Annotated in this window: 22 protein-coding genes; 6 read left to right on the top strand and 16 right to left on the bottom strand. The window is 66.4% G+C overall.

The features are described from left to right. The first annotated feature begins 2 nt into the window (after positions 1-2). Positions 3-2,072: a maltotransferase domain-containing protein gene (locus ACTU6V_RS11960; protein WP_443475672.1), complete on the top strand. Its 2,070-nt coding sequence runs from the start codon at positions 3-5 to the stop codon at positions 2,070-2,072. After that, positions 2,069-4,252, top strand: a complete 2,184-nt coding sequence (gene glgB, locus ACTU6V_RS11955; RefSeq protein WP_443475671.1) for a 1,4-alpha-glucan branching protein GlgB — start codon at positions 2,069-2,071, stop codon at positions 4,250-4,252. The genes ACTU6V_RS11960 and glgB overlap by 4 nt, the downstream gene beginning before the upstream one ends. 10 nt (positions 4,253-4,262) lie before the next feature. Here the strand turns inward: glgB and ACTU6V_RS11950 are convergent, their stop codons facing one another. Continuing rightward, positions 4,263-5,216: a tetratricopeptide repeat protein gene (locus ACTU6V_RS11950; protein WP_443469263.1), complete on the bottom strand. Its 954-nt coding sequence runs from the start codon at positions 5,214-5,216 to the stop codon at positions 4,263-4,265. After that, on the bottom strand, positions 5,213-7,150 hold the full coding sequence (locus ACTU6V_RS11945) for a DUF8094 domain-containing protein (RefSeq protein WP_443475670.1): 1,938 nt from the start codon (positions 7,148-7,150) through the stop codon (positions 5,213-5,215). Before ACTU6V_RS11945 ends, ACTU6V_RS11950 begins: the two co-directional genes overlap by 4 nt. Positions 7,151-7,320: 170 nt before the next feature. Between ACTU6V_RS11945 and ACTU6V_RS11940 the strand changes: the two genes are divergently transcribed. Beyond that, complete coding sequence (locus ACTU6V_RS11940; RefSeq protein WP_443469265.1) at positions 7,321-8,370, top strand: AI-2E family transporter; 1,050 nt, start codon at positions 7,321-7,323, stop codon at positions 8,368-8,370. Here ACTU6V_RS11940 and ACTU6V_RS11935 read toward each other — a convergent pair whose 3' ends face one another. The 8 genes from ACTU6V_RS11935 to rpsB form a co-directional block, all read right to left on the bottom strand. Then, positions 8,371-8,664, bottom strand: a complete 294-nt coding sequence (locus ACTU6V_RS11935) for an Rv1322 family protein (protein ID WP_443469266.1) — start codon at positions 8,662-8,664, stop codon at positions 8,371-8,373. 9 nt (positions 8,665-8,673) lie between these two features. After that, the gene (locus ACTU6V_RS11930; protein WP_443469267.1) at positions 8,674-9,387 is read right to left on the bottom strand and encodes an aggregation-promoting factor C-terminal-like domain-containing protein; all 714 of its coding nucleotides are present in this window, start codon (positions 9,385-9,387) and stop codon (positions 8,674-8,676) included. A gap of 47 nt (positions 9,388-9,434) precedes the next feature. Further along, positions 9,435-9,989 (bottom strand): DivIVA domain-containing protein, encoded by a 555-nt coding sequence (locus tag ACTU6V_RS11925; protein WP_443469268.1) that lies wholly within the window; start codon positions 9,987-9,989, stop codon positions 9,435-9,437. 20 nt (positions 9,990-10,009) lie between these two features. Beyond that, on the bottom strand, positions 10,010-11,119 hold the full coding sequence (locus tag ACTU6V_RS11920) for a phosphatidate cytidylyltransferase (protein ID WP_443469269.1): 1,110 nt from the start codon (positions 11,117-11,119) through the stop codon (positions 10,010-10,012). Positions 11,120-11,125: 6 nt separating this feature from the next. Continuing rightward, positions 11,126-11,680: a ribosome recycling factor gene (gene frr, locus ACTU6V_RS11915; protein ID WP_443469270.1), complete on the bottom strand. Its 555-nt coding sequence runs from the start codon at positions 11,678-11,680 to the stop codon at positions 11,126-11,128. An 80-nt stretch (positions 11,681-11,760) separates the two neighbouring features. Continuing rightward, entirely contained in the window at positions 11,761-12,477 is a 717-nt protein-coding gene (gene pyrH / locus ACTU6V_RS11910) for a UMP kinase (RefSeq protein ID WP_443469271.1), read from the bottom strand. 93 nt (positions 12,478-12,570) lie between these two features. Continuing rightward, the gene (gene tsf / locus ACTU6V_RS11905) at positions 12,571-13,398 is read right to left on the bottom strand and encodes a translation elongation factor Ts (RefSeq protein WP_443469272.1); all 828 of its coding nucleotides are present in this window, start codon (positions 13,396-13,398) and stop codon (positions 12,571-12,573) included. Positions 13,399-13,439: 41 nt separating this feature from the next. After that, on the bottom strand, positions 13,440-14,348 hold the full coding sequence (gene rpsB / locus ACTU6V_RS11900; protein WP_443469273.1) for a 30S ribosomal protein S2: 909 nt from the start codon (positions 14,346-14,348) through the stop codon (positions 13,440-13,442). 357 nt (positions 14,349-14,705) lie between these two features. Between rpsB and ACTU6V_RS11895 the strand changes: the two genes are divergently transcribed. Then, positions 14,706-15,227, top strand: coding sequence for a murein hydrolase activator EnvC family protein (locus ACTU6V_RS11895; RefSeq protein WP_443475669.1), 522 nt, complete (start codon positions 14,706-14,708; stop codon positions 15,225-15,227). Here ACTU6V_RS11895 and ACTU6V_RS11890 read toward each other — a convergent pair. From ACTU6V_RS11890 to ACTU6V_RS11880, 3 genes are all read right to left on the bottom strand, one after another. Then, positions 15,190-16,092 (bottom strand): tyrosine recombinase XerC, encoded by a 903-nt coding sequence (locus ACTU6V_RS11890; RefSeq protein WP_443475668.1) that lies wholly within the window; start codon positions 16,090-16,092, stop codon positions 15,190-15,192. The genes ACTU6V_RS11895 and ACTU6V_RS11890 overlap by 38 nt on opposite strands. A gap of 101 nt (positions 16,093-16,193) precedes the next feature. After that, positions 16,194-16,595 (bottom strand): hypothetical protein, encoded by a 402-nt coding sequence (locus ACTU6V_RS11885; protein WP_443475667.1) that lies wholly within the window; start codon positions 16,593-16,595, stop codon positions 16,194-16,196. A gap of 67 nt (positions 16,596-16,662) precedes the next feature. Then, complete coding sequence (locus tag ACTU6V_RS11880; RefSeq protein ID WP_443475666.1) at positions 16,663-17,808, bottom strand: phosphotransferase; 1,146 nt, start codon at positions 17,806-17,808, stop codon at positions 16,663-16,665. 90 nt (positions 17,809-17,898) lie between these two features. Here ACTU6V_RS11880 and ACTU6V_RS11875 point away from each other — a divergent pair, with 90 nt between their 5' ends. Both ACTU6V_RS11875 and ACTU6V_RS11870 read left to right on the top strand, forming a co-directional pair. After that, the gene (locus ACTU6V_RS11875; RefSeq protein WP_443469278.1) at positions 17,899-19,446 is read left to right on the top strand and encodes a sensor histidine kinase; all 1,548 of its coding nucleotides are present in this window, start codon (positions 17,899-17,901) and stop codon (positions 19,444-19,446) included. Between the two features lie 3 nt (positions 19,447-19,449). Further along, positions 19,450-20,106, top strand: a complete 657-nt coding sequence (locus ACTU6V_RS11870; protein WP_443469279.1) for a response regulator transcription factor — start codon at positions 19,450-19,452, stop codon at positions 20,104-20,106. Here ACTU6V_RS11870 and dprA read toward each other — a convergent pair whose 3' ends face one another. The 3 genes from dprA to ACTU6V_RS11855 are packed head-to-tail and all read right to left on the bottom strand — an operon-like array spanning position 20,107 to position 23,152. Then, positions 20,107-21,267: a DNA-processing protein DprA gene (gene dprA / locus ACTU6V_RS11865; protein ID WP_443469280.1), complete on the bottom strand. Its 1,161-nt coding sequence runs from the start codon at positions 21,265-21,267 to the stop codon at positions 20,107-20,109. Beyond that, positions 21,264-22,793 carry a YifB family Mg chelatase-like AAA ATPase gene (locus tag ACTU6V_RS11860; protein ID WP_443469281.1) on the bottom strand — a complete coding sequence of 510 codons (1,530 nt, stop codon included), beginning with the start codon at positions 22,791-22,793 and terminating at the stop codon, positions 21,264-21,266. The genes dprA and ACTU6V_RS11860 overlap by 4 nt, the downstream gene beginning before the upstream one ends. Next, complete coding sequence (locus tag ACTU6V_RS11855) at positions 22,790-23,152, bottom strand: YraN family protein (protein ID WP_443469282.1); 363 nt, start codon at positions 23,150-23,152, stop codon at positions 22,790-22,792. The genes ACTU6V_RS11860 and ACTU6V_RS11855 overlap by 4 nt, the downstream gene beginning before the upstream one ends. Between the last annotated feature and the right edge of the window lie 84 nt (positions 23,153-23,236).

The following is a 23,236-nucleotide window of genomic DNA, read 5'->3' as shown; positions in this document are numbered from 1 at the left end:
GTGTGGTCACACGTTCAGCAGATCGTTCGGCGGAGCTTCGAAGTCCCGCACAGATTCCACTGCGTCCGCGGGCCACGCACTCGTCTGCTCTCACGCGGACCGGGCGCATCCCGCTTTCCGATCCGACACCTGCTGTCCCTGGCGGATTCGCTGCCAAAGCGTTCGCCGGCGAGGTCGTGCCGTTCGGCGTCGTGGCTTTCCGAGAAGGCCACGACCGCATCGGCGTGCACGTTCGACTCACGAGTCCGATGGGTGTCGAGTCTCTGCATCGGATGACTGCACTCGCCGATGGCACCGATCGCTGGCAGGCCGATATCGCCCTCGATGCTCAAGGCACATGGCGGTACTGCTTCGAGGCGTTCGGCGATGATTTCGCCACCTGGGCGCACGCTGCCTCCGTGAAGATCGCAGCCGGCGTCGATGTCGAGGTGATGGGCGCCATCGGCGGCGAGCTCCTGGCCAGAGCGGCGGCTGAGACCACAAGGCCGGTAAATGAACGCGCGCAGCTGAAGAAGCTGGCCGCGGTCCTCGCTGGAGGCGATGCGGGTGCCGCCCTCACCGCAGCCGGCGATCCTGCCCTTGCGACCGTCTTCGCCGAGCAGCCGTTGTTCTCGCTCTCCTCGGTGAGCGCTGAGCAGACGCTCGTCGTCGAGCGCACCCGTGCGGGCGTGGGTGCGTGGTACGAGTTCTTCCCTCGTTCCGAGGGCGCCAGGAAGCTCAAAGATGGCACCGTCAAGAGCGGAACCTTCCGATCCGCGGTGAAAAGCCTCGCGAGGGTCGCGGACCTCGGCTTCGATGTGCTGTATCTGCCGCCGATCCATCCGATCGGTCACGCGCATCGCAAGGGGCCCAACAACACCCTGGATGCTGGTCCTGCTGATCCCGGATCGCCCTGGGCGATCGGCGCAGCCTCTGGCGGGCACGATGCCGTTCACCCCGACCTCGGGACTCCGGCCGACTTCCGCTTCTTCGTGCGCGAAGCGCAGAAGGCGGGAATCGAAGTAGCGCTCGATCTCGCGTTGCAGGCCTCCCCCGATCATCCGTGGGTGGCATCGCACCCGGAATGGTTCACCGCACTCCCCGATGGCACGATCGCCTACGCCGAGAACCCACCGAAGAAGTACCAGGACATCTATCCGCTGAACTTCGATGACGACCCGACAGGCCTCTGCGCCGAAGTGCTGCGCATCGTCAGGCACTGGATCGCGCAGGGCGTGAAGACCTTCCGCGTGGACAACCCTCATACCAAGCCGCTGCAGTTCTGGGAGTGGCTGATCGCCGAAGTCACAGCCGGCGAACCCGGAGCGGTGTTCCTCGCTGAAGCGTTCACCCGCCCCGCACCGCTGCGCGCTCTCGCGGCGGCCGGCTTCCAGCAGAGCTACACCTACTACACCTGGCGCAATACGAAGTCTGAGCTCGAAGAATTTCTCACCGGGCTCGCCGCAGTGACCGCCGACTATCTGCGACCGAACCTCTTCGTGAACACCCCCGACATCCTCACCGAGTATCTGCAGTACGGTGGTCGCGGCGCGTACAGGATTCGGGCAGCGATCGCTGCCACCGCCGCTCCGCTCTACGGGGTGTACGCCGGCTACGAGCTGTTCGAGAACGTGGCCCGTCCCGGTTCTGAAGAGAACATCGACAACGAGAAGTACGAGTACAAGTTCAGGGACTTCGCCGCGGCAGAGAGCACCGGAGACTCGCTCGCACCGTACCTGCGCAGGCTGAACGCCATTCGCGCCAGTCACCCCGCGCTGCGCCAGCTGCGCAACCTCTCGGTGCACTGGAGCGACGATGACAGCATCCTGGTGTATTCGAAGCATCTCGACGGCGCGTTCACCGCAGACGGCGTCTCCGACACGATCATCGTCGTCGCCAACGTCGATCCGCACTCTGTGCGTGAGACGATCGTGCACCTCGACACGACGATCTGGGGCATCGCTCTCGGCGACCGGTACGAAGTGGAAGACCTCATCACCGGCGCGGTCTGGACCTGGTCTGATCACAACTACGTGCGACTTGATGCGTTCACAGATCCCGTGCACGTCCTCCACGTGAAGAGCAGCACATGAGCGAGTCCGTGCATGCCCCCGGATCGGCAGGCTGGTGCGCCATCGCCGCGGGCGCCCACCACATGCCGCACGATGTGCTCGGCCCGCATCCCGCTGGTGACGACGGCGGTCCTGGCCGCACCGTCATCCGCGCGCGGCGTCCGCTCGCAGACTCCGTCATCGCAGTGCTCGACGATGGCACCCGCGTGCCGCTCTCACATACCTCCGATGGCATCTGGGAAGGCAGCCATCCGGGTTCGCCCGCACCGTACCGTCTTGCGACGGCGTACGACGGTGGCCCGGAACGGGTCGCCGGCGACCCGTATCGCCACCTGCCGACAGTCGGCGAGCTCGATCTCCACCTGATCGCCGAGGGCCGCCATGAGCGGCTCTGGGAGGTCCTGGGGGCAAACGCCCACCTCATCGACGGCGAGATCGGCATCTCGTTCGCCGTATGGGCGCCCAATGCACAGGCGGTCCGAGTCGTCGGAGAGTTCAACGACTGGAGCGGCGAGGGCCACACGCTGCGCTCGATGGGATCCAGCGGAGTCTGGGAGCTGTTCATCCCGGGCATCTCGCCCGGGACGGTGTACAAGTACCAGATCCTCACTCCGGATGGAACGTGGATCCTCAAAGCCGATCCGATGGCGCAGCGTTCGCAGGTGCCGCCCGAGACCGCATCCGTCGTCCCCTTCTCTGCCTACAGCTGGAAGGACGGCGCATGGATGACTCGTCGCGCGGCCACCCACGCGGTCGCACAGCCGATGAGCGTCTACGAAGTGCACCTCGGATCGTGGCGTGGCGGGCTCGGCTATCGCGACGTCGCCGAGCCGCTGATCGCACACGTCATCGAGACGGGCTTCACGCACGTCGAGTTCATGCCGCTTGCGGAGCATCCTTTCGGCGGCTCATGGGGCTACCAGGTCAGCGGCTACTACGCACCCACCGCTCGGTTCGGATCCCCCGATGACCTGCGGTATCTGATCGATCAGCTGCACCAGGCCGGCATCGGGGTGATCTTGGACTGGGTGCCGGGTCACTTCCCGAAGGACGAGTTCGCGCTCGCCCGCTTCGACGGACGTCCCGTCTACGAGCATCCCGATCCCCGACGCGGCGAGCACCAGGACTGGGGCACGCTCATCTTCGACTACGGCCGCAACGAAGTGCGCGGTTTCCTGGTCGCCAATGCACTGTACTGGTTCGAGGAGTTCCACATCGACGGCCTGCGGGTAGACGCGGTCGCATCGATGCTCTACCTCGACTATTCGCGGCGCGACGGCGAGTGGGAACCCAACGTCCACGGTGGACGCGAGAACCTCGAAGCGATCCGCTTCCTTCAAGAAGTCAACGCGGCTGCATATCGCACCCATCCCGGCATCGTCATGATCGCCGAAGAGTCCACCAGCTTCCCCGGTGTCACAGCACGCACCGACCATGCCGGGCTCGGCTTCGGTTTCAAATGGAACATGGGCTGGATGAACGACTCCCTGCAGTACATCGCCCGTGATCCCCTGCATCGGGCGCACCACGAGGGCGAAATGACCTTCTCATTCGTCTACGCGTTCGGGGAGAACTATCTGCTTCCTATCAGCCACGACGAAGTCGTGCACGGCAAGGGCTCGCTGGTTTCGAAGATGCCGGGCGACCACGCACACAAGCTCGCGAACGTTCGCGCCTACCTCGCTTATATGTGGGGACACCCCGGCAAGAAGCTGCTGTTCATGGGACAGGAGTTCGGTCAGATCGCCGAATGGTCAGAAGGCAGACCACTCGACTGGTGGCTGCTGGATCAGCCTGCCCACGCCCAGCTGCAAGATTTCGTCGGAGCGCTGAATCGCGTGTACCGGGGCACAGCGCCGCTCTGGGAACGTGACGGCGACAGCACGCGCTTCAGGCGACTCGGCGCACCCCGCTGGGATCCCAACGTGATCGCGTTCGAGCGCCGTGATGTGCACGGCGGACGGGTGATCGTGATCAGCAACTTCGCCGGCGTCGAGAAAGCCAATCACGAGTTGGACGTGCCCCTCGTCGGAGTGTGGGAGGAGATCCTCAACACCGATGCGCTCGAGTACGGCGGATCGGGAATCGGCAACCTCGGACGCGTCGCCGCACATGCGTCAGACACACACGCCACACCGACGACGAAGATCACGCTGCCGCCGCTCGCAACGCTCTGGTTGCGATATCGGCCGACACTCTGACCCAGGCGCCTCAGAACAACAGCGAGGAAAGCCTGTTGCGCGCCACAGCCACCCGCGGGTCGTCCAGGCCGATCAAGCCGAAGAGCTCAACAAGACGCTCACGAACGGGTGCACGCTCTTCCGAGGGGAGAACTGCGAACAGGTCGAGAAGACGACCGAACGCATCGTCGACGTGGCCACCGGAGATGTCGAGGTCGGCGACGGCGAACTGCGCTTGGATGTCCTGTGGTGCAGCCGCAGCCGCGGCGCGCGCCTCCTGCAGATCGAGCCCTTGAACGCGGTCGAGTAGTCGCACCTGGCCGAGACCCGCCCGAGCATCCTCATCGCGAGGGTTCTCCGCCAGAGCCTTCTCGTACGCGGTGATCGCAGCGCGGAAGTCACCGTTCTCGATCGCTGCGAATGCCTCAGCGTGCAGCGGCGGAAGCGGGGCCGCCTCCGGCTGTTCGGTTCCGTCCGCAGGGTCCTCAGGCTGCTGCTCGCCACCGACGCTGCCGGTCACGCCGTTCTGCGCAGCCACCTGCAGCAGCTGGTCGAACACCTGACGCACCTGCTCCTCCGGCACAGCGCCGGTGAACATGGGCACCGGCTGGCCGCCGAGGAGTGCGACGACCATCGGAATCGACTGCGCGCGGAAGCTCTGGGCGAGCTGCGGATTGGCATCCACATCGACCTTTGCGAGCACAACCCGGCCTGCCAGCTCCGTGACGACCTTCTCGAGAATCGGGCTCAGCTGTTTGCACGGGCCGCACCACTCGGCCCATAGATCGACGACCACGGGCACAGTGCGCGACAGTTCAAGGATCTGCGCGAAAGTCGCGTCCGTGACATCGACGACGAACCCGGTATGCGCGGCAGCTGCACCGTCCGCCGGCGCCTGCTCCGCGCCAGCAGATTCAGCCGGGCGGTTACGCAGGGACGAGAGGTCGACAGCGCCGCGAAGGGCTGCAGCAGAGATATCGCTCACTTGATCACTTCCACATTGAGAATGTCCTGGTGCACGGCGAGCAGTCGAATCTGCTGCGTCGAGCCCTGGCTGGGTACGGAGAAGAAGAGTTGCAAACCGTATGTCGTGACGACGCCGTTCGCGGACTCCTCAACCCCGGTGAGCGTCTTCGCTTCGGCGTTCTCTCCGAATCTGATCACAGCGTCGGCGGACGTCGGCGTAATGGTCTCGCTGTCCACGAGAGAGACGGCAACGATCGCGCCGCTGTCGAGCGTTGCCAGTGCGACCGGCAGATCGGCGCTCGGAGCGATGTCGAATGCCGCAGAAGAGGTCTCGGCCGCGCCGTTGTCGATGAGGGCCTGCGTCACGGCACCACGGCTGGCCACGATCGACTCAGCCAACTCGATGGTGGCCGGATCGAAGTCCGCACGATACTCGCTGGCGTCTCCGGCGTCGACGAGGTCGGCGAATGCACCGGCGAGCTCATCCGGCGACAGGGTGAGGAACGCCTCAGCGCTCTCTGTGATCAGGCTGGTGCCCAACCATGCGGGTGCAAGCTGCGGAACCTCAGTGGATGCCTGCATCTCAGCGATATTCGACACCTTGTACGGTGCCCACGGATCGGCCTGGGTCATCGTGAGAATAACCGGGGGGACGGTGTCGTCGCTCTTGTCCTTGCTCAGCGCAAGGACAGTGCGTGGCCACGAATCGGTGGCCTGCGGCAGGAGCACTTCGATCGTCTCAGTGGGGATCTTCGCTGGGAGAGCACGATCCGGGAGCGCGGCGCGAAGCTTGTACTCGGTCTCGCGCGCGGCGAGAGCTGGACCCTCCAGCCGGGTGCCGGCCAGTTCGATGTCTCCTGCCGCGTCGGCTTCTTCCAGCGTCGTGGAGATCTCCTCAAGAATGCGGGAGGCCTGGGCCTCGGTGACGGCTGGGGGCTTCTGGTTATCGGGCGTGATGACCGTCTCGGTCGGTGAAGGACTGGGCGTGGCCTCACTGATCTGCGGCCACGAGTCGCTCGAGCATCCAGCAAGCATCAGGGCGGTGACGCCGAGCGCCGGAAGGACGAGACGGGCTCGCCGCGGCGTGAGCACGCGACGTTCGTTCTTCTCCGGCGCGGAGCCCTTCTCAGCAGACGGGTCTGACGGCTCGGGCGGCTCTGGCGCAGCATCCGTCGGGGCTGCTTCGATCCGCTCTCGGTCCTCGGCGGGCATGACGCTGATCGGCTCCGTGGCAGGAAGAGGACCGGGACCCTTGCGCCGAGGACCACGTCCACGACGCTGGTGACGAATCGCCAGTACGTACATGACGAGCCCGAACAGCAGGACCGCACCTCCAGCCGCGATGAGCGGGCCCACCCACGGCGTGGAAGCGTCAAGTGGCCACGACACGACGATGTCGGTGGGAGCATCCTCAGTGCCGTCCTTGGCGATGAGCACGCTCATCCCCTCTGGGAGCTGCATGTCCGTGATCAGCTGATCCTGCTCGCTGAATGAGTCGAGCCAGAGATCGGAACCGACGGGGCTGCGGCCGGGCTCGCCAGCAGCAGGGGACTCGGTGCTTGCATCGCCGGTCGGTGCGTGAGTCGGCGTCGCATCCGATTCGCCCGGTGCATCGCTCTCCGCGTCCGCGACCGGCTCGACGAGAGCACTCTTGGTGGCGCCCGCCTTGTCGAGGGTGATCGAGGTGTAGGTGGCGTCAGCGAGCCAGGCCTCGAGGTCGGCCGTCCGACCGTAGGCTGCGAACAGGTCACCGTCACCGCGGATCAGCAGCGTCTGCTGTCCGGGATTCTCACGCAACACTGCCCCATCGACGAGCACGAACGGTGACGGCTGTTCGACGTTCAGCTCCGCCTGCTGTGCTGTGGGGCCCATGAACACGGTTCGCTGAGCGATGCCCGCTCCGATGAGAAGCGTGGCCAAGACGAAGGCCACGACGGCCCATACGAAACGCACGAAAAGACTCCTTACGTAACCCGAACGCCGCGTCCGGGTTCCCGCTCGACATTTCAGACTAGCGAAACAGGCTGTGTGTTCACCACGAGGAGCCACCCTGACGCGGCACGTCGCCGAAACCCACCGTCTCTCGGCGAGTAATCTGAGAGCAGTCTTCCGGAGGAGAGCAGATGAAACTCCATAACCCGTTCCGCACCGCGCTCGTAGCCACCCTCGGCGTGGGCTTGGGCATCCTGCTGATCGGCAGCGTCGAGTCGCTGTCGACGGTCCTGCTGTACGTCGGCACTGCGCTCTTCCTCAGCCTCGGCCTCGAGCCGGTGATCGCCTTCCTCGAGCGTCGCAGACTCCCCCGCTGGCTCGCTGTTCTCATCACGCTGATCTTGGTCCTCGGTGTTTTCGCCGGAATCGTGCTGATCGTGCTCCCCGTGATCATCGCCCAGGTCAGCCAGCTCATCGACCAGATCCTTCAGCTGGTGACCAGGCCGACCTTCGCCTCCGACGTCGAGGTATGGATCACCGGCCTCTTCCCCGATCTCGACGTCGAGCGCGTGCTGACCGAGTCGCAGGACTGGCTCATCGACAACCTCGGCGACATCACCGGTGGCGTGATCAACGCGAGCGTCTCGATCGTGACCGGACTTTTCGGCGCCTTCATCGTGCTGATCCTCACCATCTACCTCACCGCTTCGACGCCTTCACTCAAGCGCGCGGTGTACCAGCTGGTGCCTGCGTCCAAGCGACCGAGATTCATCGACCTCGCCGAGCAGATCACGGACTCGGTCGGGTATTACGTCATGGGGCAGGTGACCATGGGCGTGATCAACGGTGTTCTGAGTGCCATTTACCTGAACATCATCGGTGCCCCATTCGCCGCAGTGCTTGCCGTGATCGCGTTCTTCTTCTCGTTGATTCCGCTCGTGGGCACACTGACCGGCTCGACCATCATCGTGCTCGCCTGCCTCATCCCCGGTCTCGGCTCACCCGCCACTGCCCTGGCAGCCGGGATCTACTATCTGATCTACATGCAGATCGAGGCATATGTGATCTCACCGCGCATCATGAGTCGGGCGGTGTCGGTCCCAGGTGCTGTTGTCGTTGTCGCAGCGCTTGCCGGCGGCTCTCTTCTCGGGTTGCTCGGCGCACTGATCGCGATCCCGGTGGCGGCCAGCATCCTGATCATCTATCGGCAGGTGCTCATCCCCCGTATGAACGAGCGATGATTATATGCGGGCGACGCGCCAGCAGTGCGTGTGCCAGTGCCGTCTCGCCGCGAGATCTGCAGCATCCCCGAGCACGCCGTCGGCCCGCCAGACCACCTGGTGGGCGGTGCCAGGAGTGATCACTCCGCGACAACCAGGACAGATGTACTCCTTGGTCGACTGCTGCGCCGAGATCGGCTGCACGATCCACTCACGTCCCTGCCGGACTTCACTGCGTTTCCAGCCCGCTACGAGGCGCTGGAATGAATCATCAGCGCCCGGGTTCTCCCGGCGCCTGCGGTTCGAGCGTGGCATAGCGGAGCATTACCACCAGTTGTTGCTGATCCAGAAGTTGTAGGCGCCGGCCCAGCTGCCATAGCGACCCGTGGCGTAGCCGTTCGCCCAACGGAGATTGTCGACGGGGTCGTACCCGTTGCCGGGGACCTTGCTGCAGGGCAGCGCCTGTACGAGGCCGCACGCCCCGGAGGACCTGTTGGTGGCGTTCGGGTTCCAGCCGCTCTCCTTGGAGACGATGTAGTCGACGTAGCCCCAGTCGCTCGAGGGGATTCCGGCTGCCGCCATCCACTCGGCCGGAGCACCACCGCCCGTGTAGTACACCGGACCTCCGCCGCCGCCACCTGAGGAACCAGAGTCCCGTTCCTCGGTGGATGCGACCTCAGGCTCAGGGGTCGGTGTGGGCGTAGGCGTGACGTACACCTCGAAGACCCCGCGGGTCACAGGCGCGATGGTGGCACCTTCGACGGTCACGGTCAGATCCTGTGTGTCTTGCACCGCGAGCGAGAACGGCGTCTCGACGTCGACCTCGGGCTGTTCTGCCAATGCCATGCCAGTCGGTGCGACGACGGCTGCGGCAAGGGCGACGACGCCGAATGCCGCCAGGGCGCCAACAAGTCCGCGCCTGTGTGTCCGCTGCCGCGGAGCAGGGACCCGCTTCGACGCACCCGATGCACTCGGGTCAGCGGAAGCGACCTGCGCGGCATCTGCGCTGCGGGGATCGATCTCGGTACCAGAAGTCACAATAGGCCCCATTCTAACCAGCAGGACCTGAGTTCACCATGAGAGCCTCAGCGGACGGCGAGCATGACGTCGATCGTGGCGTCCAGCAGCGCATCGACCTGTTCTTCGCGGTAGCCATGACGCTGCATCCGGAACGCTGCCGAACGCAGCTGCTCCACGCTCAGCTCATCGCCGTCCCGCAGGAAGCGAACGATTCGCGCTGCGACGTGATCCACTTCGTCAACGCGATAGCCGAATGAGAGAACTCCCGTGCGTGCGAACTTCTTGCGACGACCGCGTGCGAGATGGTCCAGGATGACCTGCGCCTCTTCGCGGGCTTGAACGACCCACTCCTCGGCACCGCCTTCACGGACGACACGTTCGCGCTGCCGGGCTGCGAACGCGTCTTCGATGCGTCCGAGGGCCGCATCGACGTCTGCGATCGCATAACCGCCCTTGACGAGAGGGAATGAGGCCACGCGGATATCCGACGCCGTGAGCTCTGCCCCGCCTGTCTCGAAGCTCTCGCGTGCGGCGCTCAGGAACTGGTCGACCGCTGCCGGGTGGTAGCCGCGGCCGCGACCCACGGTCCGGAACGAGCCAGACTGTTGATTCTGCGTCACGTTCTCGATGGTATCCGAAGTCAAATGAGCACCGCCCAGGGAGAGAAGAGGAAGTAGAGGATAAGCGCCGGCACCGTCGAGGGCAGGATGCTGTCGACGCGATCGAGCATTCCGCCGTGACCGGGAAGCCAGGAGCTCATGTCCTTGATGCCGATATCGCGCTTGATCATCGACTCACCGAGATCTCCCAGCGTTGCCGAGAGCAGGATCGCTCCACCGAAGATCGCACCGGCCCACCACGGGATCTCGAGCAGGTACAGCGCCAGCAGCACACCCGCTGCGGTCGCCGCGATCACCGCACCGCCGAAGCCTTCCCAGGTCTTCTTCGGGCTGATGCGCGGCGCCATGGGATGTTTGCCGATCGCAACTCCAGCCGCGTACGCACCGGTGTCAGATGCAACGGCGACGGCGATGAACCCCAGTACCCACCACTGCCCACCTTCCTGGCGCAGCAGCATGAGGGCCAGGGCAGCGAGGAAGGGAACATAGATCTGCACGAAGCCGCCGACCACGGCATCCGTGAGGACATCCCCGTAGGTTCGACCGTCTTTGACGATCATCTGGGTGAACAGGCGCCATACGATCACCAGCACCACCGCGAACAGCAGCGTGACCCAGGTGAGCCACACCGGCGCGAAATAGCCGGCCAGCACGACAAGTACGCCCGCGACGACCTGCGGGACAATATCGATCCGACGTCCGGCACTGCGCAGCGCCCGAGTGAACTCGAAGATTCCCAGGACCGCGATCGCCAGAGCGATCGGGATGAAGAGCTCCTTGATGAACAGCAACGACGCCAGAAGAACGGCGCCGAAGGCGAGGCCGACGAGAGTCGCGAGGATCAGATCACGTCCAGTGCGCGCCTTGATGCGCTCGTTGGCCTGGTCGAGGTGCTCACGGGCCTGGTTGACATGCGTCCCGAAGTCGCCGCGTGCCAAGCGCAACTGCTCACGCATCGCAGCGGCAGGGTCGATGGCACGCTCTGCCGCCCGAGGAAGAGGCGGCTTGGGAGGCACTGCTGCCTCCTCGATCACCGGGGTCGGGGAAGCACCGTTCGAGGTCGCCTCTTCGCGAGCCTCCCGCCGCGTCAGCGGCTGGCCCTCGTCAGCGTCTCCGATCGACTCCTTCATGCCTGATCAGACCTCGAGCAGCTCGGTCTCTTTGCGCTTGAGCGCATCGTCGATGAGATCGACGTGCTGACGGGTCAGGACGTCCAGCTCCTTCTCCCCGCGAGCGACCTCGTCTTCGCCGACCTCGTCCTTGAGCGCATCGAGCTCGTCCTTCGCCTTGCGACGAACGCCGCGGACGCGCACCTTCGCGTCTTCGCCCTTGGAACGGACGAGCTTGACATACTCCTTGCGACGCTCCTCGGTGAGCTCAGGCATGGTGATGCGCACGATGTTGCCGTCGTTGGTGGGGTTCGCGCCGAGGTTCGGCATGTCCCGGATCGCCTGCTCGATGGCCTTGAGCGCCGATTTGTCGTAGGGGGTGACGATCAGCGATCGTGCCTCTGGGTTCGCCAGCGATGCAAGCTGCGCGAGAGGCGTGGGCGAACCGTAGTAGTCGACCATCAGCCTCTGGAAGAGCTGCGGGTTCGCGCGACCGGTGCGCACGGTGGCGAAGTCCTCCTTCGCGGCCTCGACGGCACGCGTCATACGAGAGGTGGTTTCAGCGAGGACATCCGCGATCACGGTGACTCCTAATCATCAGGGTGCTTGCAATTCTATCCGGGTACACGCTCGTGTCCCGGTAACAACAGTGCGATCACCGCCTAGGCGGTGACCAGCGTGCCGATCGGATCGCCCAGGAGCGCGCGGGTGACGTTGCCTGCCGGCTCCATGCCGAACACGCGCATGTCCATCTTGTTGTCCATGCAGAGACTGAAAGCGGTCGAATCGACGACCTTCAGTCCACGCTGGAGGGCGTCAAGATACGTGACCTGCTCAATGCGTGTCGCGGTGGCGTCCTTGTTCGGGTCGGCGGTGTAGATCCCATCGACGCCGTTCTTCGCCACGAGCACCTCTTGGGCGCCGATCTCGAGGGCACGCTGTGCGGCCACCGTGTCGGTGGAGAAGTACGGCAGGCCTGCACCGGCGCCGAAGACGACCACGCGCCCCTTCTCCATGTGGCGCTCAGCGCGCAGCGGGATGTACGGCTCTGCCACCTGCGTCATCGAGATCGCGGATTGTACGCGGGTCGGCGCTCCGGCCTGCTCGAGGAAGTCCTGCAGGGCGAGGGCGTTCATCACCGTGCCGAGCATTCCCATGTAGTCGGCACGACCGCGATCCATACCTCGCTGGCTGAGCTCTGCACCGCGGAAGAAGTTGCCTCCACCGACGACGATCGCAATCTCGACTTCGGAGACCGCAGCGGCAATCTCACGTGCAATCTGGCTGACCACGTCGGGGTTGACCCCGAGCTGACCTCCGCCGAAGGCTTCCCCGGAGAGCTTGAGAAGGACGCGACGGCGTCCGGTGCGTTCAGTCATGGGTAGGTGATCCTCTCGTCCCGATTCAAGATAGTGCCTTTTGGGCATGAAGAAGGGGTTCGGATCTTGATGATCCGAACCCCTTCGACGATGCTACGCGCCGACCTTGAAGCGCGCGAAGTCCGTCACGGTGATACCGGCGTCCTTCGCCACCTGGGCGACAGAGAGCTTATTGTCCTTGGCGTAGTCCTGCTCGAGCAGTGCAACCTGCTTGATGAATGCAGAGACGCGGCCCTCAACGATCTTCGGCAGAGCAGCCTCGGGCTTGCCCTCGTTGCGGGAGATCTCGGTAACGATCTCGCGCTCCTTCTCGACTGCGTCGGCGGGGACGTTTTCGCGGCTGAGGTAGGACGGGTTGGCGAACGAGATGTGCTGAGCGATGCTGCGAGCGGTCTCGGCGTCGTCACCCGTGTAGGCGACGACGACACCGATCTGCGGAGGCAGATCCTTGCTCGTGCGGTGCATGTAGACCTCGACCGAGTCGCCGGTGATGGTGCGAACCTGACGCAGTTCGACCTTCTCACCGATGATCGCTGCCTCGTCCGAGACGAGGTCAGCCACGGTCTGGCTGCCAGCGCTTGCCGCGAGGGCTTCGTCGACAGTGTCTGCCTTGGCAGCAGACGCGGCCTCCACAATCTTGTCTGCCAGCGCGATGAAACGCTCGTTCTTCGCGACGAAGTCGGTCTCGCAGGCGAGTTCGACGAGCGTCACAGCGCCGTCCAGCTCACGCGAGACGACAAGCCCCTCGCTGGTGGAGCGGTCAGCACGCTTAGCGTTACCCTTGGCGCCCTTGAGGCGAAGGATCTCAACCGCCTTCTCGCGGTCTCCCTCAGCCTCTTCGAGTGCCTTCTTGGTGTCGACCATTCCGGTGCCGAGCTGCTCGCGCAGCGCCTTGATGTCGGCGATGGTGAAGTTGGCCATGTGTGGTGGCTCCTTGCTTCGTTAGGTGTGTGTACGCGAAATTACTTGGCGTCTGCCGCGGCTGCGCCAGCTGCGTCAGCAGCGGACTCGTCGATGACGAGCTCCTGCTCAGCGGCCTTCTCTGCAGCGTCAGCCTTGTCTGCTGCGGCATCCGAGGGCGCCTCAGCGGACTCTTCCACGTTGGTGGATTCCTCGGCCGGCGCCTGAAGGAGCTCAGCTTCCCACTCGGCCAGCGGCTCAGCGTCGCCGGACTCGGGGTTGTGCTTCTGCTGCAGACCCTCGGCCGCGGCGTCAGCGATGATGCGGGTCAGCAGCGAGACGGAGCGGATCGCGTCGTCGTTACCGGGGATCGGGTACTGGAAGTCGTCCGGGTCAGCGTTCGTGTCGAGGATGCCGATCACGGGGATACCGAGCTTCTTGGCCTCATCGATCGCGAGGTGCTCACGCTTGGCGTCGACGACCCAGAGAGCCGAAGGCGTCTTGGTGAGGTTGCGGATGCCGCCGAGCGACTTGTGCAGCTTGTCGAGCTCGCGCTTCTTGAGCAGCAGTTCCTTCTTGGTGAAGCCGGAAGCTGCCGGGTTCTCGTAGTCGAGCTCCTCGAGCTCCTTCATACGGGACAGACGCTTTGCGATCGTCTGGAAGTTGGTGAGGAGGCCACCGAGCCAGCGCTGGTTCACGAAGGGCTGGCCGACGCGGGTCGCCTGCTCTGCGAGGATCTCCTGCGCCTGCTTCTTGGTGCCGACGAAGAGGATGGTGCCGCCGCGGGCAACCGTCTCCTTGACGAAGTCGTAAGCAGAGTCGATGTAGCCGAGCGACTGCTGAAGGTCGATGATGTGGATGCCGCTGCGCTCGGTGAGGATGAAGCGCTTGACCTTCGGGTTCCACCGACGGGTCTGGTGTCCGAAGTGAACGCCGCTGTCGAGCAGCTGGCGGATGGTGACCACAGCCATGGTCGTCTCCTGTTTCTGGCGCCTTGCGCCGTTGAGGTTCTTCGCCGATCGGGCGATCGGCAGTCCTGGTGCCCGGCACATTCCCACCCGCTCGCGAGAGCAGGACCTGAGGGAGTGGATACCACGATCTGTGTCTTTGCGGACGTCGATCGCTTTGGGCACGCGTAGTCACCCCGAAATCGAGGTGCGACCTCAAGTGTACAGGATGCTGACGCACCCACTGCGTCTGCACGGGCAGCCCTGTTCTCGGTTTCTCCACCGTTCAGGGTTGGACGCGGCCATGCTGTCTGCGCGGCGAGACACCATGGAGGAATGCCGACCTCCCACACGAGAAGATGCTCACGCGGAATGCGCGTAATGGCCCTGGCTGTGCTGATGATGCTGCTGCCCGCCGCGGCCGCCGCGCCCGGTTCGGAGGAGGCTCCGGAGGCATCGTGGCGATGGCCCGTCGACGCCGCCCGAGAGGTGGCAGAACCGTTCGTGGCACCTGTGCACGACTACGGCCCCGGGCACCGCGGTGTCGACATCGTCGCGGGTGCCGGTGCGATCGTGCGTGCACCTGCGTACGGCATCGTGGCGTTCCGCGGAGTCGTCGTCGATCGGCCGCTGATCACGCTCGACCACGGAGGCGGGATCGTGTCGACGTTCGAACCGGTGGCGTCGGATCTCGCTCCTGGCACGGTCGTGCAGGCCGGCGACGAGATTGGCACCGTCGTGACGGGCGGGCACTCCGCTGCCGGCCACCTGCACATCGGTGTGCGCATGAACGGTAGCTATATCAATCCGATGCTGATGTTCGGCGTTGTGCCCCGGGCGATCCTTCTCCCCTGCTGCGAGGCGATCACGCGCGGGGGTGGGCCAGTCGGTAGGTCGCTGTGAGCCGCTCAGAGGAGACGTGCGTGTAGATCTGGGTGGTTCCGAGGCTCGCATGACCGAGGATCTCCTGCACGGCGCGAAGGTCGGCACCGCCGTCGAGCAGGTGCGTGGCGGCCGAGTGCCGCAATGCGTGCGGACCGGCGGCATCCGCCCCGATGATCGGACCGAGCGCTTCCGCGACAAGCGCGTACACGGTGCGGGGTCCCATCCTGCCTCCGCGGGCGCCGAGGAACATCGCCGGCGTCGTCTTCGTCGCCCGTGCGATCAATGCGGGCCTGGCGCGTGTCAGGTAGGCGCCCACCGATCTGCCCGCCGGCAGCCCGAAGGGCACCACACGCTCCTTCGCCCCCTTGCCGAGCACACGTGCCGTCGACCGCTCCAGGTCGATGTCGTCGACATCGAGTCCGCAGAGCTCTGAGACGCGCATGCCGGATCCGTAGAGCAGTTCGAGAACGGCGTGATCGCGAAGTGCCACGGGGTCGCCGTCGGCGGCGGCGGTGACACGAGCATCCAGCAGCTCGCGCATCCCGTCCTTGGACGCGACCACCGGCAGTGTGCGGCCGCGCTTGGGCGCGATGAGCCGGAGCGCAGGATCCACATCGATGAGCTCTTCGTCCTTCGCCCATGAGAAGAACGAGCGTGCGGCCGCCGCGCGGCGCGCCAGAGTCGATCTGGCGTCTCCGCGCTGCGTCGCTCGCCAGAGCCAGTCACGCAGCATCTCCAGGTCCACCTCGTTCAGCGACGCATCGCCGGTCGAGGAGGCCAGATCACGCAGGTCGGAGCGGTACGCGCGCACCGTCGCGGGCGACAGCCGTCGCACCTGCGCGAGATGCGTGGTGAACGCGTTCACCGCTGCCGTGAGCTCCATTCGTCCAGCATGCCGTGGTGCGCTCGCCTGGCACGGATGCCTCGCCGCGCACGGGGATGCCCCGAGGCACGCGGGCCTCGGGGCATCCCCGCCGTTTCGGATCAGGCCGACGGCGCGCTGGCGACGGATCCGGCACTCGGCGCCGATGCGACGCTCGGGGCCGATGCCGGGCTCGGAACCGACGCCGCACTCGGAGCGGACTCGGCACTGGGCGCGGATGCTGGAGCGGATGCCGCACTCGCAGCACTGTGCGCGGACGCCGCGGACTGCACGGATGCCGCCGAAAGCGTGCTGATCACGGTCACGGAAGAGTTCGTCTCACGCAGCTGCACTGTGCTGGCGTTGAGCACTCCACCTCGATCGGTGATGGCACCGCCAGACACGACGGTGCCATCGGTCGTCTTCAGATCCATGGTGCTCGCCGCGGCGGCCGCGCCGCCCGCGACGACTCCGAGCCCTGCGAGGCCCGTGATTCCGTAGACGATCCACTTCTTGCTGTTCATTCTCATCTCCTGTGTCTGCGCCGGGATGACGGCTTGGATGTGACGATTACCATCGTGGTCGGCCCCGCTAAGGCGATTCGAAACTGTCCATGAGAGCGTTCTTAGCCCCGCTGCTCGACGGCGCTTCTCCCGCGGTGACGGCTCGTGCCGCATCGACGAGGGCTGTGACGCGGGCGCTGTCGCCGCGCTCTCCCGCCGCGATCATGTGCCCGGCGAGGTGGATCAGCGTCAGTGCTCTCACTCGAGCGTCCTCCGCCCAGCGCCCGGCTGCGAGATCCGCGAGCGCCCATACGCGTTCGCGGGCGGCGCCGTTCGTCAGCAGGGCGCTCGCGATGGCATGCGACAGGAAGGCCGCCGGGTCTTCTGCGGCTTCTCCGAGCGCGAGAGTGTCGACGTCGATCACGCCGCTGATGCCGTCGGCGTCGAGGAACAGCTGGCCGAAGTGGAGGTCGCCGTGCACAACGGCGATCGAGGGCTCACCTGTCGAACCCTCGACGAGTCGCTGGGCGTCGGCGAGGACCGCCGCGACTCGATCGTCGCCGCGGGAGGCGTACCACTCCAGTCGTCCCAGGATCCCTGCGGAGCGATGGTCCCACGCAGCGCGTGCCAGGCGCGCGCGCAGGTCATCCACATGGTCGAGCAACTCCCGCGGGTCCCATTCCACGTCCGTGGCCGGCTGCCCCTCGGCGGCCGCCATGATGATCAGGCCTTCCTCCGACCAGCCGTGCACCGCGGGCACGGGGATTCCGGCTGCGGCGGCTGCAACCCCGGCGCGAACGATCCGTTCCACGCGAGAGGGACGCACGACCTTGAGCCAGACCGCGCCGGCAGCGGTGGTGACGCTCAGCACGGCACGTCGTCCCGGCCGATAGGCGATCAGCACCGGCGCGGCCTGGGCGCCGAGCCCGAGCCGTGCCAGCAGTGAACCGGCGGCGTGTTCGAAGGCGACGGGTGCCAGTGCGGGCAGATGGGGGTCGGCGGGATGCTGCCAGATTCGTGTCGGCTGGGGACCATCCATCGCGACCAGGCCGGTCTCGGCCCGCACGGGGAGCGCGGAGGTGTCGAGGTAGTACAGCAGCCGTTCGTCGCCCTGCACCTGCATTCCGGTCACGGACCCGGCTCCCAGGGGCTCACGAGAGCGGATGCCGACAGCATCCGGCTCGAAATCGAGTGCGGATGCCAGCAACTGCACGTCTGCGTCGGGTTGACTCATCCTTCGATTCCAGCACGTCCCGGACCTCAGTTGGATGAGATCTCTCTTACCTAAGCACTTGGCGCACTGCCCGGCCGAGATACTTGAAAGGTGACCGAAGTCAGCACCGCGCCCGCACGCCGTCGTCTGGCGATCTCGGTGCGCACGCGCATCGTCGCGGCGATCACCGCAGTCACCGCAATCGGCCTGCTCGCTGTCGGTCTGTCGGTGTACTTCGTCGAACGGCAGCGCATCCTCGAACAGGTCGACGCGCGGCTGCACGACAACCTCGACTCGGCGCGGTTCATCGTCGAGGCCGGCGACGAGGGCGAGCTGTGGACATCGTCGTCAGCCGCTTTGGCTGCGATCGTGCAGCGGATGAGCCCGGACGACAATACAGGCGCGATGGGCATGGTGGACGGCGTCATCACGACGGTGCCCGGTATCCGACTCGATCTCGATCTGCAGAACGAAGCCGCTTTCGCCCGTCACGTCGACACACTGCTGCGTAGCGCCGAACCGCTCATCGCCACCTACGTCGAGGGAGCATCGACATGGCAGTATCTTGCCGCCCCGATCGTGATCGAGGGCTCCCCCGACCCTGCCGAGGTGGTGTTCGTCCTCGTCTATGATCTCGACGCCGAACTCGCCGAGATCAACGACTCCGCCGTCATGTTCCTGTGGGCGTCCGCGATCGCGCTGATCGTGACTGCGGCCACGGGGTCCATCGTCGCGTCGCGACTGCTCCGGCCGCTGCGGCAGATGCGCGAGACTGCGAACCGGATATCCGTGCAGTCGCTGGATGAACGGCTCCCCGTGGTCGGCAACGACGACGTCGCCGAACTGTCCGAGACGATGAACGACATGCTCGACCGGATCGACGACGCGCTCGAGTCGCAACGCCGCCTGCTCAGCGACGTCGGTCACGAGCTGAAGACGCCCATCACGATCGTGCGCGGGCATCTCGAGGTCATGGATCCCGCAGATCCCGCCGATGCCCGCCAGACCCAGGAACTCGCCGTCGACGAGTTGGACCGCATGGGGCGCCTCGTGCAGGATCTCGCTTCTGCGGCGGCGTTGCACGGTCCAAGCCCGGTGCAGCCCAGACAGATCGACGCCGCCGATCTGGTGCGCCAGATCGCTCGCAAGGCCCGGGGTATCGACGGCGCGGTGGTCGAGCTCGGCCCCGTGGCCGAGAGCCTCGCGATGCTGGACGCCGAGCGGATCACCCAGGCGATGCTGCAGTTCGCGCAGAACGCGGTCACGCACGGCGGCGGGACGGTCCAGATCGGAAGCAGAGTCGCCGGAGACAGCGTGGCCGGGGAGAACATCGACCTCTGGGTCCGCGACCGAGGTCCCGGCGTCCCCGATGAGGTCAAGCCGCATGTGTTCGAGCGGTTCCACCGCGGCGCCGACGCTTCCGCGCGCAGCGGCAGCGGACTCGGCCTGCACATCGTGCAGGTGATCGCGCGAGCGCACCATGGGTCGGCCCGGGTGGAGGATGCCTCCGGCGGTGGGGCGCTCTTCGTGCTCAGCGTGCCGCGCCTCGTGTCCGGACAGCGGGAGGAGAACGCCGCCGATGATCTCGTGATCCCCCCACGCCCCCCGCTGCCCGAGCAGCCGCAGCCCGGGAATCCCGCCGACGAAGGAGGCCGATGAATCGTGGCATCCATTCTGATCGCCGACGACGAGCCGCGCATCTCGGGCTTCATCGAGAAGGGACTGCGCGCCGCAGGCTTCGCGACGCGCGTCGCCGCGTCCGGCCCGGAGGCGCTGGACCTCGCGCAGACCGATGAGTTCGATCTGCTCGTGCTCGACGTGAACCTCCCTGGCTTCGACGGGTTCGAGGTGCTGGAGCGGCTTCGCGGGTCCGGTTCGAAACTGCCCGTGATCATGCTGACGGCCCGGGTCGAGCTCCACGACACGATCGCGGGTCTGGAGGGCGGCGCGGACGACTATCTGGGCAAGCCGTTCCGCTTCGACGAACTGCTCGCACGCATCCGGCTGCGGATGCGACGGGATGAGCAGGTCGGCGGTTCCGATCTGTCGCACGGTGACCTGCATCTCGACATCCGCACCCGGAGGGCACGGGTCGGAAATCATGCAGTCGAGCTGTCGGCGCGCGAGTTCGCCCTCGCGGAGGAGCTCATCCGCCACGCAGGGCAGGTGCTGAGCCGCGAGCAGCTGCTGAGCCGGGTGTGGGGTTACGACTTCGACCCTGGCTCGAACGTGGCGGATGTCTATGTCGGGTACCTGCGGCAGAAGATCGGCGCCGAGCGCATCGAGACCGTTCGCGGTGTCGGGTACCGGCTGAGCTGATCATGCCGTCGCAGCGCACCACCCGGCGCCGTTCGGCACCACGTGGCCCTCGAGGCTCAGCGTGCCCAGCAGCGATCGGGTACGCTCCTCCGACAGTCCGGCGATCCGAGCCAGCTCCGCAGGAGGATGCGCGGTTCTCGTGCTCATGGCATCGAGCAGCCGGGTCTGGTCGGGGTCTGTCCGCGACTGCGCGCCTGCGGTGCCCGCCGGTTCAACGCCCATCAGTTCCCGCACCTCAGCGGCGTTCGTGACGCACTGTGCGTCGTACTCGCGCATCAGCCGGTGGCACCCGGCGGAGGCGGCGGAAGTCACCGGTCCTGGCACGGCGCCGAGTGGGCGGCCCAGCGACGACGCGTGCCCGGCAGTGTTCAGCGAACCACTCCGCCACCCGGCTTCGACGACGACGGTGGCATCCCCCAGCGCGGCGATGAGACGGTTGCGCGCCAGGAACCTCCACTTCGTCGGCGCGGCGCCGCACGGCAGCTCGCTCACGACCGCCCCTGCGGAGCGGATGCGCTCGAACAGCTGCTGGTGTCCGGCGGGGTAGGCGCGGTCCACGCCGCCCGCCAGAAAGGCGACCGTGTCGCCGCCGACGCCGAGCGCGGCGCGATGTGCGGTGCCGTCGATGCCGTAGGCGCCACCGGAGACGACGACGCTGCCTGTCGCGGCGAGATCGCCGGCGAGTTCACCCGACACTGAATCGCCGTAGGCTGTCGCAGCCCTGGCACCGACGATCGATACCCGACTCGCCGCTGACAAGAGAGCGGGCTCTCCGCGCACCCACAGCAGCGCTGGCGCGTGGTCGCCGAGGTCGTGGAGTGCGCCGGGCCATTCTGGGTCGCCGGGTAGCAAGAGGAGTGCTCCTGCTTCGCGTGCGCCTCTTAGCGCATCGCGGATCGCTCTGGGCTGTGCGCGAGGAGCCCATCGCCGCCGACCTTCCTGAACGGCCTTCTCGGCGAGACCGAAAGCTTCGTCCGACAGTGCGAATCGCAGTGCCTCGGCTGCTCCGAACTCGGCGATCACCGCGCCGGCGACTCCATCGCCCGGTTCTGCCACCACACCCCACGCCACCCGGGCCAGCGTCTGGGCAGGGTCGTCATCCGGGCGCGCCGCCAGCGCGGCACGTCGGGTCTCGGCGTCGCCGAGCAGTGCGTCGATCATGCGATCAGTCCTCTCTTCAGGAATAACGCGCGCCCCAGCTCGTCGCGCCCCGGCATGTCCACTCCGGCGAGATCGGCCATGGTCCACGCGAGTCTCAGAACCCTGTCGTAGCCCCGGAGAGTCAGCTGTCCGCGCTCGAGCGCCCGGTCCAGCGGCGCCCGGACGTCGTGCGGCAGACGCAGCGCTCCCTGGCGCAGCCGGGCCCCAGCCACTTCCGCGTTCAGCTTCCAGGGCGTCTGTGCCCACCGGTGCGCGGCGCGTGCGCGCGCCGCCGTCACCTGGGTGGCGGCATCCGCGCTCGTCATCGCCGCGCGCTCACTCGACGTCGCCCGCGATGCCGCCACACGCGCGACCTGGAGGTCGATGTCGATACGGTCGCGCAGCGGTCCGGAAAGGCGTGCGGAGTACCGCCGGATCGCGATGGGAGGGCAGATGCACTCCGCGCCGCGGACGCCGTAGTTGCCGCACGGACACGGGTTGGTGGCCAGCACGAGCTGGAACCGCGCCGGAAAGCGCGCGCGGAACCCGGCACGATCGATCTCGATGGAACCGGATTCCAGCGGCTGCCGCAGGGCGTCCAGCGCTACGCGCGAGAACTCCGCAGCCTCGTCGAGGAACAGGACGCCGCGGTGCGCCCTGACGATCGCACCAGGGCGCACCGCGCGCGACCCGCCACCGACCAGCGCGGCGACCGAAGCACTGTGGTGTGGCGCCTCCAGCGGCGGCAGCTCATCGAGCACATTCACGGGCGCGCCGGAGAGCGAACGGACGGCGGCGACCTCCAGGGCCTCGTCTTCTGTCAGCGGCGGCAGGATGCCGGGCAGCCGGCGCGCGAGCATGGTCTTGCCCGCACCTGGTGGCCCGCTCATGAGCAGATGATGCCCACCTGCCGCCGCGACGATCAACGCCTCGACCGCCTCTTCCTGGCCGACGACGTCTGCGAGGTCCAGCATCTCTTGCGCGGACGAGGCTGCGAACTCGGCGCGGACTGGCTCGACATCGGCTACCGCGACGTCGGCACCGTGCCACATTGCGACCTCGGCGAGCGTCGTCGCCGCCTGCACCTGCATCCCCGGCACCAGACGTGCTTCCGCTTCATTCGCGTGCGGCACGATCACCCGATCGAAACCGGCTCGCGACGCGGCGAAGACGGCAGGCAGGACTCCCGGAACCGGACGCACCCGGCCATCGAGACCGAGTTCTCCGATGTGCACCGTGCGGGCGATCGAGTCGGCGTCGAGCACGCCCCCTGTCGCAACAGCGGAGATCGCGATGCCGAGGTCGAACCCACTGCCATGCTTGGGCAGACTCGCCGGCGACAGATTGACGGTCAGCCGGCGTCTGGTGAGCTCGAGCTCAGCGTTCGTGACAGCGTTGTGCACCCGCTGAGCGGCCTCGCCCAGCGCCTTGTCCGGCAGCCCGACGATCTTGAACCCGGGTGTCTGGTTGGAGACATCCGCCTCGATCTCCACGAGGTGCCCGTCAACCCCGCTCAGCGCGACCGCCCACGTGCGCGCGGTCCTCATCGCAGGTCCACCAGGTGCTCCAGCGCGCCCGCGCGCGGGTCCGCACCGACGATGCCGATCACATCGACGCGCAACACCCGATTCTTCGCCAGTTCGGCGTGGTCTCGGCACCAGGCGTAGCCGAGACGCCAGAGCCGCTCGCGCTTGCGATCGTCGACGGCGTCGAACGGATGCCCAAAACTCAGGCTCGTACGCGTCTTCACCTCGACGACGCAGATCACGCCCGCACGCTCGGCGATGATGTCGATCTCGCCCTGCGAGCAACGCCAATTGCGCGCGAGGATCTGGTAGCCGTGCTCGCTCAGGTGCTCAGCGGCGCGGTCCTCGCCTGCACGCCCGAAGATGTCTTTCGCTGCCATGCAGACAGCTTGGACTGCCCCGCACTGCGGCGTTCACCGTAAACCCGTGAACCGTGGATACGAGCTCTAGAGCTCGATCCGTGC

This window comes from Microbacterium zouquanmingi (genome assembly GCF_052266675.1).
Taxonomy (GTDB): Bacteria; Actinomycetota; Actinomycetes; order Actinomycetales; family Microbacteriaceae; genus Microbacterium.
This window is presented reverse-complemented; position numbering and strand designations above follow the sequence as displayed.